The sequence below is a fragment of the Gemmatimonadota bacterium genome, assembly GCA_009835325.1.
In the GTDB taxonomy this organism is placed as follows: domain Bacteria; phylum JAAXHH01; class JAAXHH01; order JAAXHH01; family JAAXHH01; genus JAAXHH01.
Genome location: VXWP01000013.1, coordinates 34,511 through 51,350 on the forward strand (window position 1 = coordinate 34,511; position 16,840 = coordinate 51,350).

Below are 16,840 nucleotides of genomic sequence, written 5' to 3' on the forward strand. Positions count from 1 at the left end.
ACTCCTCGACCGGTTTACTTCATTCCTACTCCGAGTGTCCACTGTAGCGTGGATCGGTAAAAAACGCGCCTGAAGCCCGTCTGTCAATCCTTTCTTGGCCGCTCGCTTTTGGCTTGAATCGCGATCCACCCGACCATATAATACCGCCTGCGGACATTAACCGCTCCCCGCTCCGCGTCCGATGATCACAGCCGGACCGCCCGGCGCCAGGACGCGGTGAATTCATTGATCAGAATGTCAGGCCTCGTCCATGCCCCGCGTCAGTGATCAGCCGTTCCCCGACCCGACTCCGTCGCCCCGCGTGCTGGCCATCGACATCGGCACGTCGTCCGTACGGGCGATCCTCTTCGACCGGACGGCCCGGATCGCATCCCCCGCCTTTCAAAAAACCTACGACATGGATACCACGCCGGACGGCGGTGTTCACATCGACGCGGACCGCCTGGCGGCGGAGGTGGCTTCGGTGCTCGACGACTTCTGTGCCTGGGGCGGACAGGCAACGGGCGGCCATCCCATGGGCGGCCATCCCGCGATCGACGGCGTGGCCATGACCACGTTCTGGCACAACGTCGTGGGCGTGGAGGGAGACCGCGCCGTGACCCCGCTGATCAGCTGGGCCGACACGCGGCCGGGGACGGCCATCCCCGAGCTGGCTGAGCGTCTCGACGCCGCAGCCACACACGGGCGCACCGGGTGCGTGCTCCACGCGTCCTATTTGCCCGCCAAAATATGCTGGTTCGCCCGGACCGATCCCGATACGTTCGCCCGGGTGGAACGCTGGATGTCCATCGGCGAATACCTCTTCCTCAGGTGGTTCGGCGCGCCGGCCTGCAGCGTTTCCATGGCATCCGGCACCGGGTTGTTCAACGCCCACCGATGCGACTGGGACGACGAGACGCTGGCCGTGCTGCCGGTGGAACGGGACCAGCTGACGCTAATAAGTGACGTGGACGAACCGGTACGGGGCCTGAAGGACGAATTTGCTTCCCGCTGGCCCGTCCTGGCAGGAGCGTCCTGGTATCCCGCCATCGGCGATGGAGCCTGCAACAACATCGGCAGCGGTTGCGTGGACGAGGACCGCATCGCCCTGATGGTGGGCACTTCCGGCGCCATGCGGGTCATGCGGCGTGTCCAGGAGTTCTCGATCCCGGAGGGCCTGTGGTGTTACCGGTCGGACCGCCGCAGGATCCTCATGGGCGGCGCCCTGAGCAACGGCGGTAACGTCTACGGATGGATGCTCGACACGCTGCGCCTCGCCGGCGAACAGCAAGTCGAACGGGACCTGGGCGGGATGTCGCCGGACAGCCACGGCCTTACGGTGCTGCCCTTCTGGGCGGGCGAACGCAGCCCGGGCTGGCACGACGCCGCCAGGGCGGCCATTACCGGCATGACGCTCCACACCACGCCGTTGGACGTCATGCGGGCCAGCCTGGAGGCCACGGCCTACTGTTTCGCGAATATCCACGACCGGTTGCGGTCGATCTGGGGAGATGCCGGCGAAATCGTCGCTTCGGGCGCGGGCCTGCTGCAGTCGCCCGTCTGGATGCAGATGCTGGCCGACGTACTGGAACGGCCCATCACCGCCTCCACCGTGACCGAGGCCTCGAGCCGCGGCGCCGCGCTGCTGGCGTTGGAGGCCTCCGGCGCGCTGGAAGACCTGGCCGCCGCGCCGGTACCCCTGGGAAAGACCTATGCACCGGATCCGGCGAACCGCGACCGCTACCGGGAAGCGATGAAACGGCAGCAGGATCTGTACGATATGATGATGGACAGTTGAAGGGCCGGGTTGTATCTTAGCGGGCGTCTGAAACTGGCGAACTTGAACAAACGAACCACATTAACGAGCCGCATATAAAACCCGAACCGAAAAGGACGCGAACCGTGTCTGTAAACGATCTGGAGCAACGATGCATCAACACTATACGCATGCTGGCCGTCGACGCCGTCCAGCAGGCCAACAGCGGCCACCCGGGCCTTCCCATGGAAGCCGCGCCCATCGCCTACGTGCTGTGGACGCGCCTCATGCGGTACAACCCGAAGAACCCCGACTGGCCGAACCGCGACCGCTTCGTGCTCTCCGGCGGGCACGGGTCCATGCTGCTCTACGCCATGCTGCATCTCACCGGTTACGACCTCTCCCTCGATGAGATCAGGAACTTCCGGCAGTGGGAAAGCCAGACGCCCGGCCATCCCGAGTACGGCGATACGCCCGGCGTGGAGACCACCACGGGACCGCTCGGACAGGGCATCGCGAACGCCGTGGGCATGGCCATGGCCGAGGCCCACCTGGCGGCGCGGTACAACCGCCCCGGCCACGAGATCGTCGACCACTACACCTATGTCATCGCCAGCGACGGCGACATGATGGAGGGCGTCGCCTCCGAGGCCTGCTCCCTCGCGGGGCACCTCGGCCTGGGCAAGCTGATCGTCCTCTACCTGGACAACAGCATCACGATCGACGGCGGCACGGACCTGGCCTTCTCGGAGAACACGGGCCTGCGCTTCGACTCCTACGGGTGGCACGTGCAGCGGGTCCTGGACGGCAACGACCTCGCCCGGGTCGAAGCCGCGGTCGAAATGGCGCGGAACGAGACGGATCGACCCTCGATCATCGTGTGCCGCACGGTCATCGGCTACGGCAGTCCCAACAAGGCCGGTACGTCCAAGGCCCACGGCGAGCCCCTCGGCGAAGAGGAAGTCGAACTGACCAAGCAAAACCTCGGGTGGCCGTTGAAACCCAAGTTCCTGGTCCCGGAGGACGTGCGCGCCTGGTTCCAGCAGATGGTCCCATACGGCAAGGGCTGGGAACTGGCCTGGCGTCAGGCCGTGGATGCCTATGCGACCGCCTTTCCCGAACTGGCGGAGACCTGGAAACGGGCCATGGACGGGGAACTGCCGGCCGGCTGGGACGAAAACCTCCCGACCTTTTCGCCCGACCAGGGGGACATGGCCACGCGGCAGGCGTCCGGCGTGACCATCAACGCGCTATCCCGGCGCATCCCGGGCCTGCTGGGCGGTTCGGCGGACCTGGCCGGGTCCAACAACACCATGGTGGAAGCCGAATCGAACTACGCCTCCGGAAACTACGCGGGCCGCAACCTGCACTTCGGCGTGCGCGAACACGCCATGGCCTCCGCGCTGAACGGGATGACGCTCCACGGGGGCCTGCGACCCTACGCCGGCACGTTCCTTGTGTTCTCGGACTACATGCGGCCGGCCATTCGCCTGGCGGCCCTCATGGGCATCGCGCCGGTCTACGTCTTCACCCACGACAGCGTGGGACTGGGCGAGGACGGTCCGACCCACCAGCCCATCGAGCACTACATGGCGCTGCGGGCCATCCCCAACCTCACCCTGATCCGCCCCGCCGACGCCGCCGAGACCGCGGAAGCGTGGGTGGCCGCGCTAAGGCGCACGGACGGCCCCGTCGCCCTGGCCCTGACCCGGCAGAAGCTCCCCGTGCTGAACCGGGAAGGACACGGTGTGGCACCCGCCGAGGGTCTGGCACCCGCCAGGGGTCTGGCGTCCGCCGACGGCCTGCACCGGGGCGCCTACGTCCTCGCCGATGCCGACGGAACGCCGGACGTGATCATCATCGCTTCCGGTTCGGAGGTCTACCTGGCGCTCGAGGCACGGGAGACGCTGGCCGGTGACGGGGTGGCCGCGCGCGTGGTCAGCATGCCGAGTTGGGAACTGTTTGAAGCGCAGGCCGAGGAATACCGGGAGTCCGTGCTCCCGGCGTCGGTCACCGCGCGCCTGGCCGTGGAACCCGGCGTCACGCTGGGCTGGGAACGGTACGTGGGCTCGCGGGGCGACGTCATCGGCCTGGAACGCTTCGGCGCATCGGCGCCTTACCAGGACGTGTTCGAGCACCTGGGCTTCACGGCGGAAAACATCGCCGGCAGGGCGAAGGCGCTGATCGGTGCAGGCGGGTAATCAGAGCCCGACCTCCTAGAACCCGACTTCCTTGAACACCTCCAGCGGTATCTCCCGCTCAAAATCCTTGAAATACTGGTAGTTGGTGTCTACGACCCGGTACCCCATGTTGGTGTACAGGAGAATGGGCCGGGGGCTGCCCGTGTTCGCCTGGGTGGTAGCGTGGCGGTATCCGAGCTGGCGCATTTCCCTGAGCAGCACTTCCATCATGTACCGCCCGAACCCCTTGCCCTGCTCTCCCTCGCTGACCCGTCCTCCCACCGGGCTGCCTTCGATGGAGAACCACGGGATGTAGAAGGTATCCTGCGCCAGAGACGACCGGCAGAAATCCCCCAGCGACTGGGCGAATCCCTGGCCGATGCACTGGTCTCCCCGGAAGAGCTGGAACTCCATGTTGGGCAGCCTGCCGCGTCCGGGCTTGACGTCGAACCGCGTGGTCACACCGGGATCCGTCAGTACGGGATCGGGTACCTCGAAATCCGGGAGTTCGAGGAGGATGATCCCCCGCGTAATACGGTAATCGTTTATGCAGAGCAGGGCGCCGACATGGGCCATCCGGTCGGATTGGAACGCGTGGCAGAAGCGATGGAACCGGTATCCGAAGTAGCTGAAGGCCCGAATCTGGCCGACACCGAAATCCCGCAGGCGCGCTTCCGCCGCTTCCAGCAGCGCCTGCCCGGCCGGCCTTGCCCCAGCCCGGTAGTGTAAGAAGCGGATGAGACCTATGCGGTCCTCCAGCAGCTCCTCAATCGGATGAAGTCCGATGCGGTCTTCCTCCTCGCCCTTGCGGCAGATGGCCACGTGGGCGAATCCCGCGACGTCGCCGCCGTCGTCTTCCACCACCAGGATCGACTCTTCAGACAGGTCTTCGTAGGGCCTGTCCTCCTCTTCATGCCACAGAACACCGGTCCGGAATTCATCCTCGGTGACCGGATAGCAGTACGGCATCCCGGAGAACTGTTCATTGTAGAAGTCCGTCAGGACGGACGCCTGGTCGAGTTCGAGGGTGCTGATTTTCATGGTGGTTGGGTCCCAGGGTGATGGTCGTGTACCAATGGCCGTGTTCCGATGGCTGTACTTGTCGGGGCACTTGACTGATACAAATTTGGATGCATGGATACGGACCTGCTTGAGGGTTCTTGGTCGGAATCCGGTTCACGGTGTTTCTGCAATTAAGCGTGAATAGCACGCATTTACACGGGTAAATTCACGCTAAATTGACAATATAACGTGAACAGATTAGTATAACCGCATCGCCTCTACAACCCCCCTAAAGGAACGGAAATCATGTTGTCAATATGGTCAATTTATAAATTCCGCATTCTACTACCTCTGCTCGCGGCGTCGCTCCTCTGCGTACCCGCCGCGCTTACCGCGCCGCGGGTCTTCGCCCAATCCTTTGTCCAGGCCACCCCCGAGAAGGTCGGCGTGTCCTCCGATCGGCTGGCGCGCATCGATGCGGCGCTTGAAGCCTATGTCGAGGAAGAACGCCTCCCGGGCGCCGCGCTCGTGATCGGGCGGCGCGGGCACGTGGTCTACGCCAAGGCCTTCGGCTACCGGGACCGCGAGGCGGGGGAGCCGCTCGAGATCACGGACCTGTTCCGCATCGCTTCTCAGACCAAGGCGGTCATCTCGGTGGGCGTGATGATCCTCCAGGAGCAGGGGCGTCTGTTGATCGACCAGGACCTGGGCGACTTCATTCCCGAGTTCGACAGCACGACCGTCGCCGTTGCAACCGGGGACGGGGGCTACGAGGTGGTCCCCGCAGATCGCAAGATCACCGTACGCGACCTGCTCACCCACACCGCCGGCATCGGGTACGGGTGGGGCCCCGGCACCCGGGCCTGGGAGGAGGCCGGCATCGTGGGCTGGTATTTCGCGGACCGCGAAGAACCGATTGCCGATACCGTCGAGCGCATGGCGGATCTGCCCATGGCTGGCCAGCCGGGAGGGGCATTCGTGTACGGCTACGCCACGGATATCCTGGGCGTGGTGATCGAGCGAGCCTCCGGCATGCCGCTGGACGAATTCCTGCGGGTCGAGATCCTCGAGCCGCTGGGCATGGTTGACACGCACTTCTACGTGCCGCCGGAGAAAGCGGAACGGCTCACCGTCGTGTACTCGGTAACGGATGAAAAGGGGATGGAGCGCGCGCCTGATCCGGGCCACATGGTCGGACAGGGCATGTACCTCGAGGGACCGCGCAAGAGCTTCTCGGGCGGCGCGGGACTCGTGTCCACGCCGGGAGACTACGCCCGCTTTCTCGAGGCGCTCCGGCGCGGGGGCACGCTGGACGGGGCGCGCATCCTGTCGCCCAAGACCGTGGAGCTCATGACCGTCGATCATGTGCACGACGCGTGGCAGGGCGACGGCGGCGGGTTCGGCCTGGGGTTCGGTATTACGGAGGAGATCGGCTGGAGCGGCCTGCCGGGTTCTCCGGGCGCCTACAACTGGGGAGGAGCCTATCACTCCACGTACTGGGTCGATCCGGTAGAGGAACTGGTGGTTTCCTACATGACGCAGGTCATCCCCGCCCAGGGTCTTGACGACCATCAGCGCATCCGGGCGCTCGTCTACCAGGCGCTGGTGGACTGAAGCGGCGTTACAACTCGAACACCTTCTCCAGCCGCGTCAGGTTGACGCACCCGCTTTCGGTCACGACCACATTGTCCTCGATCCGAACGCCACCGCCGAGATCAGGGTAGTACAAACCCGGTTCCACGGTCACGACGTGGCCGGCCACGAGGACCTGGGACACCTTGGAAATGCGGGGCGGTTCGTGGATTTCCAGGCCGAAGCCATGGCCCGTGCCGTGGAAGAAGCCCTGCATGCGGCCGTTTTTCGCGCCCGTCTCGTAACCCTTGCTTTCGAACAGCCGTTCCACTTCTCCGTGGATATCACGTCCGTCCACCCCGGCTCGGACTCGCGAGAGCGCGATTTCCTGTCCTTCCAGCACCGTATCGTATAGCCTTCGGAACGTGTCGGATACCGGCCCCTTTGCCACGGTGCGCGTGATATCCGCGTAATATCCGGTCTTCGCGGACTTGGGAAACAGGTCGAAGATGATGGGCTCGCCGGCGCGCAACGGTCCGGAACCCCCGTTGTGGGGGTCGCAGCCCTGGACGCCGCCGGCGATGATCGTGTGCTGGGCGATGCAGTCCCGTTCCAGCAGGTAGACGTGGATACGCTTCCGGATGTACTCGGAAGTCAGCGGCCCTTCCGGCCCGTGGAGCAGGCCGTCCTTCACGGTAGCTTCGGCCAGGATATCGAAAGCCATGCGCAGGGCGTCTTCCGTGTGGCGGGAGGCGTTCGAGATGGCCGCGACCTCGTCGTCGGTCTTCACCGGGCGCTGGTCCCAGAAGGGATCCTCCTTCGACGCCACCGCGAATCCCCGATCCCGAAGCTTGTCGGCGTAACCCAGGGGGAAACCGTTCGGTACGCTGACACATTTCACTTCCCGCTCCCGGAGCAGTTCGACCACGGCATCCATGAGTCCCGGATCCGCGTTGCCGGTCTTCTTCGCACGGTTCGTATAGTCCGTGAGCGATACCACTTCATCGACCTTCGACTGCGCCCGCGCACGGTCGATTTCCAGGTCGCTCATCATGATGGTCGTCCGGCCCTCCACCCGGAGAAATGTGAAAGGGTCCGGCACGAACAGCCCCGCGGCGTAGAGCATGTCGGCGTCGCGCTCGCTGTCCGCAATGAGCAGGATGGCCTCGTTACCGGGTGATGCGGTCATTCAGGTGCCTTTCGTTTTAATAAGCCGGTCGAATACGTCACAATGATATTAATGGCCTTGGTTATATTGTACAATTGTACAAGTCAATACCGGCATGGATGGCTTCTGGGCTTGTACGATCGGGATCTCTCGGGTCAATCATATGTGTAGAACCCCTGGCCGGCCTTGCGCCCGTTCATCCCGGCGGCGACCATCTGGCGCAGCAGGGGCGGGGCAGCGTAGCGGTCGGTGCGGAAGGCGTCATGTAGCACTTCCGCGATGTAGAGCGTGGTGTCCAGGCCGATGAAGTCGAGCAGCTTGAGTGGACCGAGGGGGTGGCTGCACCCCAGGACCATGCCCGCGTCGATGTCCTCCTTCGTGGCCACGCCGGATTCGACCAGGCGCACCGCGTCCAGCAGGTAGGGGATGAGGAGGTAGTTGACGATGAAGCCCGGCGTATCCTTGACCTGGATCACCTGCTTGCCCAGCGATTCGCCGAACTGCCGGGCCGTTTCTACGGTCTCCTCGCTGGTCTGCAGTCCGACGACCATTTCGATAAGTCCCATGACGGGCACGGGATTGAAGAAATGAAGGCCCAGCACCTGCTCCGGCCGGTCTGTCGCCGCGGCCAGTTCGGTGATGGAAATGGAGGAGGTGTTGCTGGCCAGGATGGCGCCGGGCGGTGCGATGCCGTCGAGGGTGCGGAAGACCTCCTGCTTGGTTTCCAGGTTCTCGGTCACCGCTTCGATCACCAGGTCGCATTCGTCGAGGTCGCCGAATTCGGTCGTACCCGTGATGCGCCCGAGCACGGCCGCCTTTTCGTTTTCCGTCATGCGTCCCTTGGAGACGTTCCGCGACAGGAGGCCGTCGATCCGACCGATGCCTCCGGCCACCAGCTCGTCGGATGCCTCGCGGACGATCGTCCGGTAACCCGCCTGGGCGCACACCTGCGTGATGCCCGATCCCATCAATCCACATCCAATGACGCCCACGGTCTCAATGGCCATGCCGGATCCTCCGGGTGCTGTACTTCAGGTTATTCGGTGCTACGCGCGACTACTCACTTCAGCGCCGCCACGGCTTCCCTGAACCGCTGGCCGCGTTCCTCGAAGTTGGTAAACATGTCGTAACTGGCACAGGCGGGCGACAGCACGACCACGTCGCCGGGCCGCGCAAGACGGGCGCTTTGCCGCACGGCGTCATTGAGCATTTCGGCGCGGACGATGACGGGCGGATGCGCATCAGCACCGGCTTTCCCGATCGCAGTCTCAATCGCGTCCGCGGTCGTGCCGATCAACACGGCTGCCCGGGCGCGCCGGACGATTTCCTTCGCCATGTCGTCGAAGGCCGTCCCCTTGTCGTACCCACCTGCGATCAGGACGACCGGCGCGTCGAATGCCCGGAGCGCCGTGACCGTCGACGCCGGCGTGGTGCAGGCCGAATCGTTGTAGTATCTCACGCCATCGATAACGGCGACCTCTTCCAGGCGGTGCTCCACGCCGCGGAACGCCTCGACCGTCGACCGGATGACCGATGGCGGGATCCCGCCCAGGCATGCGGCCGTCACCGCGGCCAGCAGGTTGACCAGGTTATGCGGACCCGGCAGCCGGAGGGCGTCCACGGGACAAATGGCGTGTTCGCCGGAACTGTCGCGGAAGACCACCTGTCCGTCCCGCACGTGGCATCCGGTCTCGACGGGACCTTCCATGCTGAACCACGCGACCCGTCCCGGGCAGAATGCCGCCCATTTACGCAGCCGCTCGTCATCGGCGTTCAGGACGACCGCGTCCTCCGGCGACTGATAGTGCACGATGTGCCGCTTGGCCTGTTCGTAGGCGTCGAAGGTCCCGTGCCAGTCCAGGTGATTGGGCGACAGGTTCGTCACCACCGCCAGGCCCGGACTTCGCCGGATCCAGGCCAGCCGGTGCAACTGGAAGCTGGAAAGCTCGAGGACCACGGGACTGCCGGCGGCCGCCTCCCCGGATTCGGCCGCCTCCCCGGATTCGGCCGCCTCGTCCTGACCGTCGACCGTACCGCCAGGACCTGCGCCTCCGCCTGGCTCTCCTGTTCCCGTGCGATCCCCTTCAATCTCGTTGAGCACGGCCCGGCCGATGTTCCCGCCCACCAGCGTATCCGGGTCGACCGCCTGGTGCAGCGCCCCGAGAAGGCGGGTCGTGGTGGTCTTTCCGTTGCTGCCCGTGATGCCGATGACCGGCCGGCGGCAGGTCTCGAAGACCAGGTTGATCTCGGTGGTCAGCGCAACGCCCCGGTCCCGCGCCAGCTGGAGAAACGGACTGTCGTCCCGGACGGCGGGCCCGACCACCACGAGGTCCGCGCCGGTGATGTCCTCCTCCCGGTGCTCCCCGAGCACGTAGCGGACCGGCCATGGATCCAGTGCGGCGATGGACTTCCGGAGGGCTTCCGCGGGCAGCAGGTCGGTGACGGTAACGTCCGCTCCCCGCGCGGCGAAATACCGCGTGGACGCGGCGCCGCCGGAGAGCACGCCGAGCCCCAGTACGGTAACCCGTTTGCCTTTGAATTCCCTTGACACCCGAAGTCCGCCCGGTTTAATATACGGCGTTGATTCGCGGGTTCAATCCGCGAAGTCCAGTCGTTCGTCGAGCGCCGTCAGAAAGGTGTTGGTTTCCGGTGCGTCGACGGTTTCAGGACCGCGCATCAACTGCACCAGGTCTTCGATCGTATCGATGTCCAGCAGGCGGAACTCGTCGAGCACCTCGTGGGTGATCCGGCGCCGCCGAAGCAGGGCGACGGTCTCCTCGAGTTCCGATCCCGAACTCCAGCGCGAGATATCGAATATGCGGTGCGGCTTGCGCATGCCGATAAGATTGTACGCGCCGTCCTGGGCCGGGACAAGCACAATATCGTGGGATGAGAGGGACTCGCGGGCTCGATCGATGACCGTTTCCTCCAGCCGGGGCATGTCGCTCCCGGAGATCAGCACGTACGGGTATCTACCGAGCAGATCCTCGAACAGGCCGAGCATCATCTCACCCAAATTCGCGCCGGACACTGCGTGGTACGGGACGTCCGGCCCGGTAATCGAGCGAAAGGCGTCCGCGTATTCGGGCTGGGACGTGGCCAGCAGGACGTCGTAGTCCCGTCCCCGGTGCGCCGCGAACCGGTCCACCAGGAACGCGCGGTACATACCGGCCGCCAGGCGATGGGCTACGTCCGGACCGAGCACATTGCCCGACCGGTCGCGGATGTCCTTGAGGCCGGCATAGCCGTTCGCCGCCGTGCCATGGACCAGCCGGGTCTTGACGTTACCGGGTTCGGGATACTTGGCGAGCAGGACGAGTGCGGTGGGCGGATAGGAAATCATTGGCCGGAAGGCATGGCTTGGCGCGATGGGAATCGCGCTCGCGATGAAGCCACTTTGGTCATGAACATCGACAAAGATAATGTAGCGGAGTACGTTCACACAAGACATCTATTGGCCCCGCCGCGGGAAGGTTCCTGCACGGTGGAAGAACTGGGCGGCGGGTTTCTGAATACCGTGCTGCGGGTCACCGCCGACGACCGATCGGTCGTGGTGAAACAGGCCCTGGACGCGTTGCGGCTCTTCCCGGACCTCAAAGTCACCACCGACCGGATCGTCTACGAGACGCGGGCCCTCCGGGTTTTGAACGGACTGTTCCCCGAGGGGACCGTTCCGGCCGTCCTGCACTTCGACGACGCGGATCGCATCCTGGTCATGTCGGATCTGGGAAAGCGCCCGTCCCTGGAATCCGAGTTGGAGCGGGGACGCGTCGATCCTGCCGTGGCGGAGCAACTCGGCGGGTTTCTTTCGACCCTGCACCGGCAGACCTGGGACGACCGGGAACTGCGCGGGCAATTCGACAACGAGGCCATGCAGGGCCTGAGGTACAAGTACTGTTTCTATTTCGTAGAAGATCCGGCGTTGAACCGAGTCGCCCGCCGGTTGGCGGAGACTTTCACGGAGACGAAGCAGACGCTGCTCCACGGCGACTTCTGGACGGCCAGCGTGATCGCCGCGGAAAAACGGGTCCGTACCTTCGACCTGGAATTCGTCAACTACGGGCACCCGGCCCAGGACGCGGGTTTCATCATGGCCCACTACCTGCTGCACGCATACAACAAACCACGGGTCGCGGACGCGGTCTTCGACGCTGTCGAACTCATTTGGAGCACTTACGCGGAGGGCATGGGCGACCTGCTGCCTGAAGCAACGGAAACGATGGCCCTTCAGCAGGCCGGTCTCGAGATGCTGTTCCGCATCGACGGGATCAACCAGGTGCGGTATATCACCGACGACGGGGTCAGGGCACGCATTCGCCAGGCCGCCCGACCCATGATGCTGGATGACGAAATAACGGTGGCGGGATTGCGCCACATTTGAACTGCATGCACGGCACATAAACACCCTCAACACAACGGGCAAGGAGCGATATCTTGGGCAGATTCAGATCACTACTCTTCATAGCGGCCGCAGTCGTAATCGGTCTGTGGATCCTCAGCGGATTCTGGGCCAACATCTTCGTCGAGGCGCTCTGGTTCGGCCAACTGGGCTTCGACGACGTGTTCTGGACGACGATCGGCGCCAAGTTCTTCACGGGACTGGTCTTCGGACTGGTCGCGCTGGTGGGCCTCGGGGCGAATGTCTACCTTGCGCGGTACTTCTCCACGCGCCTCACCGAACTTCACCTGTTCAACGAGGAGATGTCGGAACTCGAACAGCTTTTCTCCAACTCCAGGCTGATCGAGGTCGTGACGATCATCGGCATCCTGGTCATTGCCGCCATCATGGGCCTGATCGGCCTGGCCAACTGGGACGGTATGCTCCGGTTCTTCAACCAGGAGGCCTTTGGCGCCACCGATCCCATATTCAATATCGATATCGGGTTCTTCGTCTTCTCGCTGCCGATCTGGCATTTCGTCCGGTTCTGGCTGCTGCTCCTCGTCGTGGCCTCGGCCATCGCGGTCACCCTCTATTATCTCTACCGGGGCGCCGTCACCATCGAAGAGCGTGGCATACAGATCCGGTCGTACGCCCGCAACCACATCTGCGTCCTGGGCGCCATCGTCTTCCTGCTCATGGCCTGGGGCTACCGGCTCGACATGTACCGCCTGCTGTTTTCCGAGTCGGGATTCGCCTTCGGCGCGGGGTACACCGATCTGCACGCCCGGATGTACGCGCTGTGGATCATGCTCTTCGTGGCCATTGGCTGCGCCGGGCTGTTCCTGATGACGCTCCGCTCGCAGCGCCGCAACCTGCCGTTCATTGCCATCGGCGGCATGATCGTCTCGTCCCTGGTCGTCGGTTCGGTGTATCCCGGACTCGTCCAGTATTTCGTGGTGGCGCCCAACGAGTACGACCGGGAGGCGCCGTACATCCAGCACAGTATCGATTATACGCTGCAGGCATACGGCCTGGAAGGGGTCGACGAAGTGCCCTTCCAGATCCAGGAGAACCTCGGCGCGGGGGACATCCAGAACAACATCACGACCATCAACAACCTCAAGGTCCAGGACAAGCGTCCGCTCCGGCGCACGTACCAGCAGCTCCAGGAGATCCGGACCTACTACGATTTCTCCAGCGTGGACGAGGACCGGTACATGATCGACGGTCAGTACCGCCAGGTCATGCTGGCGGCCCGGGAGTTGTCCTACGCCCAGCTGCCATCGCCCACCTGGCAGAACCGGCACCTGTTCTACACCCATGGCTACGGCCTGTGCCTGAGCCCGGTGAACACCGCCACGCCCGAGGGACTGCCGGACCTCTTCGTCAAAGACATCCCGCCCGTTTCCACGAGCGACGACCTCGTCGTGCGGCGGCCGGAATTGTACTTCGGCGAGAACATGGACGCCTACGCGGTCGTGAAGACCACGCAGGAGGAGTTCGACTATCCGGAGGGCGACGAGAACAAGTTCAGCCGGTACCAGGACGACGGCGGGGTGGAGCTCAGCTCCTACTTCCGCCGCCTGGCCTTCGCCCGATATTTCAGCGAGGTCAATTTCGTCATCAGCCCGCTGATCACCGACGAAAGCCAGGTGATGTTCTACCGTCAGCTGCAGAGCCGGGTGGAGAACGTCGCGCCTTTCCTGGACTATGATCACGATCCCTACCTGGTCATCGCCAACGGCAAGCTGTACTGGATGATCGACGCCTACACGACCACGGGCTCCTATCCCTATTCGCAACGTTTCAGCGGTCTCCTGCAGATGCCGGACTCGGGCGACCTGGGCACCGGGCCGCAATCGGATATTCCCGGGCTGAATCCGCCGCCGCAGCGCAGGTTCGTACAGAACCAGCCCACGCTGCAGAACATCAACTACATCCGCAACTCGGTGAAGGTGGTCATCGACGCCTATACCGGCGAGACCGACTTCTACCTCGTGGACGAGACGGACCCGATGGTGCTGACGTACCAGAAGATCTTCCCGACGCTGTTCAAGCCGCTGAGCGAGATGCCGCAGCCGATCCGCGATCATATCCGGTATCCCCGCGACCTCTTCGCCATCCAGGCGGCCATGTACCGCATCTATCACATGCGCAATCCCCAGGTGTTCTACAACAAGGAAGACCTCTGGGCGGTGCCCCAGCAGGTATACGCGGAGCAGGAACAGCAGGTATACCCGTACTACGCCGTGATGAAGACGGCCCTGATGGAGAGGGAGGAAATGCTCCTCCTGCTGCCCTTTACGCCGGCCAACAAGGAGAACATGATCGGCTGGATGGCCGCCCATTGCGACGCGCCGCTCTACGGCCGCATCAAGGTCTACAACTTCCCGAAGCAGGAACTGGTCTACGGCCCCATGCAGATCGAGGCGCGGATCACCCAGGACGCCGACATCGCGAAGGAGCTCACCCTCTGGAACCAGGAGGGCTCCCAGGTGATCCGCGGCGACATCATCGTCGTGCCGATCCAGGAATCGCTGCTCTATATCGAGCCGCTTTACCTGCGGCAGCGGTCCACCCGGGGTGGTTTGCCCGAGCTCAAGCGCGTGATCGTCGCCTACGGCAACCGCATCGCCATGCGGGAGACGCTCGACCAGGCACTTTCGGCCATTTTCGCCTTCGACGGCGCGACCCTCGCCCTGGAGACGACGCAGACGAGCGACGGACAGGTCGTTCCGCAGCCGAGGAGTGTCACGCTGAACGATCTGGCCAGGCGGGCGGTGTCCCACTTCGACGAGGCCCAGGGCCACCTCCAGGCGGGCGACTGGTCCGAATACGGGGCTTCGCTGCAGCAGCTGGAGAACGTACTCCGGCGTCTGTCGGACGAGGCCGCCCAGCTGGAGTAGGAACGGGTCGGACGCGGACCAGGCGGACTGGGGACAGCCATGCCCGTTCAGACGCTCAGCTTTCCCAATGACCACGGCGACCAGCTTGCCGCGCGGCTCAGCCTGCCGCCCGACGGCAGGCCGGTCGCCTACGCCCTCTTCGCCCACTGCTTCACCTGCAACCGGAACCTGAACGCCGTACGGCGCATCAGCCAGGAGATGTCCGACCACGGCATGGCCGTGCTGCAGTTCGACTTCACCGGGCTCGGCGACAGCGAAGGCGACTTTTCCGATACCGGTTTCGCGTCCAACGTGGACGACCTGGTTGCCGCGGCGAGGTATCTCGCGTCCCGCCACGAGGCGCCCCGGGTGCTGATCGGGCACTCCCTCGGCGGCGCGGCCGTGCTCAAGGCGGCGGCGTCCATTCCTTCCTGCAAGGCCGTCGTGACCATCGGCGCGCCGGCCGATCCGAAGCACGTGGCCCACCTGATCGGGGATGCCCGGGAGACCATCGAACAGACCGGCCAGGCGACTGTCACGCTCGCCGGCCGTTCTTTCCTGATCAAGAAGCAGTTCCTGGAAGACCTGGAAGAGACGGGGATGGAAGAGACGATCCGTGGGTTGCGGCGCGCCCTGCTGGTGTGCCACTCCCCCATCGACCAGACGGTCGGGATCGAGAACGCCGCCCGGATCTTCCAGGCCGCCATGCATCCCAAGAGCTTCCTCTCCCTCGACAAGGCGGACCACCTGCTTTCGAACGAGGCCGATGCCTTCTACGTGGGCCGGGCCGCCGCGGCGTGGGCGACGCGGTACCTGGACGTGCCCGCCGTGGCGGACGGTGATCCCGATGCAGCGGGAAGCCAGGTGGTGGTGCGCACGGGACGGGAACACTACTATACCGAGGTCGTGGCCTCGGGCCACCGCATGACGGTGGACGAACCCGTATCGGTGGGAGGCACGGACCGGGGCGGGACGCCCTACGACCTGCTGCTCGGGGCGCTGGGTTCCTGCACGTCCATCACCCTGCGGATGTACGCCGACCGGAAGTCCTGGCCGCTGGAGGAGATCGTCGTCCGGCTCAGTCACGCGAAGATCCACGCCAGCCACTGCGAGACCTGCGAGACCACCGAGGGGAAGGTGGACCGCATCGAGCGCGAAATCGAACTGATCGGCGACCTGTCCGGTGAGCAGCAGGCCCGCCTGCTCGAAATCGCCGACCGCTGTCCCGTGCACCGGACGCTCCATTCGGAGATCCTGGTAGAGACCCGGCTATACGACCCATGAACTATCTTGCCCATCTTTATTTCGCCGAAGACACGCCTGAGTCCTGCGTGGGGAACCTGATGGCGGATTTCGTCCGGGGACCCGTGGACCGGCAGCCGTACATCGGCGCCGTCATGCGGGGCATGCGGAACCACGTGGCCGTGGACCGCTATACCGACGGCCACGACGTGGTCCGCGAGAGCAAAGCGCTCATCAGCCCCACCCGCCGCCGTTTCGCCGGGATCATCGTCGATATCTGCTACGACCATTTTCTCGCGCATAACTGGCCGCGCTTCTCGGACGAGCCGCTCTCCGCGTTCATCGAGCGGAGTTACCAGTCCCTCATCGACTATCGGGGCGACATGCCGCCGGTCCTGGCGCGGGTGATCCGGCACATGGTGAGGCACGACTGGCTGCACGGCTACCGGGAAACCGCGGGGATCGGCCGGGCGCTGGACGGTCTTTCCATGCGCGTCCGGCGGCCCAACACGCTGGCGGGTTCCGTGGAGGAACTCGAGGCCAACTACGACGAAATGGAAGGGCAGTTCCTGCGGTTCTTCCCGGACCTGGTCCGGCACATGGAGACCGGACCTGGTCAGACTCGTGAGGGGGCGCGGCCTGCACCAGCCGGCACCACGCTCGAGGGGGCGGGGG

Annotated in this window: 11 protein-coding genes and 1 pseudogene (1 of these 12 only partly in view); 7 read left to right on the forward strand and 5 right to left on the reverse strand. The window is 64.5% G+C overall.

Features of this window, described 5'->3' with window-relative positions; all coding sequences use genetic code 11:
* Positions 1 to 250 precede the first annotated feature (250 nt).
* Together F4Z81_01505 and tkt are read left to right on the forward strand one after the other, a co-directional pair.
* Positions 251 to 1,777 (forward strand): gluconokinase, encoded by a 1,527-nt coding sequence (locus F4Z81_01505; GenBank protein MXW03722.1) that lies wholly within the window; start codon positions 251 to 253, stop codon positions 1,775 to 1,777.
* 104 nt (positions 1,778 to 1,881) lie between these two features.
* Entirely contained in the window at positions 1,882 to 3,936 is a 2,055-nt protein-coding gene (gene tkt / locus F4Z81_01510) for a transketolase (protein MXW03723.1), read from the forward strand.
* A gap of 15 nt (positions 3,937 to 3,951) precedes the next feature.
* Here tkt and F4Z81_01515 read toward each other — a convergent pair whose 3' ends face one another.
* Positions 3,952 to 4,956, reverse strand: a complete 1,005-nt coding sequence (locus tag F4Z81_01515) for a GNAT family N-acetyltransferase (GenBank protein MXW03724.1) — start codon at positions 4,954 to 4,956, stop codon at positions 3,952 to 3,954.
* Between the two features lie 267 nt (positions 4,957 to 5,223).
* Here F4Z81_01515 and F4Z81_01520 point away from each other — a divergent pair, with 267 nt between their 5' ends.
* Positions 5,224 to 6,531, forward strand: coding sequence for a beta-lactamase family protein (locus F4Z81_01520; GenBank protein MXW03725.1), 1,308 nt, complete (start codon positions 5,224 to 5,226; stop codon positions 6,529 to 6,531).
* 7 nt (positions 6,532 to 6,538) lie between these two features.
* Here the strand turns inward: F4Z81_01520 and F4Z81_01525 are convergent, their stop codons facing one another.
* The 4 genes from F4Z81_01525 to F4Z81_01540 form a co-directional block, all read right to left on the reverse strand.
* The gene (locus F4Z81_01525) at positions 6,539 to 7,678 is read right to left on the reverse strand and encodes an aminopeptidase P family protein (GenBank protein MXW03726.1); all 1,140 of its coding nucleotides are present in this window, start codon (positions 7,676 to 7,678) and stop codon (positions 6,539 to 6,541) included.
* Between the two features lie 134 nt (positions 7,679 to 7,812).
* Positions 7,813 to 8,664 carry a 3-hydroxybutyryl-CoA dehydrogenase gene (locus tag F4Z81_01530; GenBank protein ID MXW03727.1) on the reverse strand — a complete coding sequence of 284 codons (852 nt, stop codon included), beginning with the start codon at positions 8,662 to 8,664 and terminating at the stop codon, positions 7,813 to 7,815.
* A 53-nt stretch (positions 8,665 to 8,717) separates the two neighbouring features.
* Entirely contained in the window at positions 8,718 to 10,229 is a 1,512-nt protein-coding gene (gene murD / locus F4Z81_01535) for a UDP-N-acetylmuramoyl-L-alanine--D-glutamate ligase (protein ID MXW03728.1), read from the reverse strand.
* Between the two features lie 21 nt (positions 10,230 to 10,250).
* Positions 10,251 to 11,108, reverse strand: a complete 858-nt coding sequence (locus F4Z81_01540; protein MXW03729.1) for a glycosyltransferase — start codon at positions 11,106 to 11,108, stop codon at positions 10,251 to 10,253.
* Here F4Z81_01540 and F4Z81_01545 point away from each other — a divergent pair.
* The 4 genes and pseudogenes from F4Z81_01545 to F4Z81_01560 form a co-directional block, all read left to right on the forward strand.
* Positions 10,839 to 12,038 (forward strand): phosphotransferase, encoded by a 1,200-nt coding sequence (locus tag F4Z81_01545; protein ID MXW03730.1) that lies wholly within the window; start codon positions 10,839 to 10,841, stop codon positions 12,036 to 12,038. The two genes, F4Z81_01540 and F4Z81_01545, sit on opposite strands and share 270 nt — an antisense overlap.
* A gap of 50 nt (positions 12,039 to 12,088) precedes the next feature.
* The gene (locus F4Z81_01550; GenBank protein MXW03731.1) at positions 12,089 to 14,944 is read left to right on the forward strand and encodes a UPF0182 family protein; all 2,856 of its coding nucleotides are present in this window, start codon (positions 12,089 to 12,091) and stop codon (positions 14,942 to 14,944) included.
* Positions 14,945 to 14,983: 39 nt separating this feature from the next.
* Complete coding sequence (locus F4Z81_01555) at positions 14,984 to 16,207, forward strand: OsmC family protein (GenBank protein MXW03732.1); 1,224 nt, start codon at positions 14,984 to 14,986, stop codon at positions 16,205 to 16,207.
* Positions 16,204 to 16,840, forward strand: a pseudogene (locus F4Z81_01560) (DUF479 domain-containing protein) (it continues 92 nt past the right edge of the window). The gene F4Z81_01555 and the pseudogene F4Z81_01560 overlap by 4 nt, the downstream one beginning before the upstream one ends.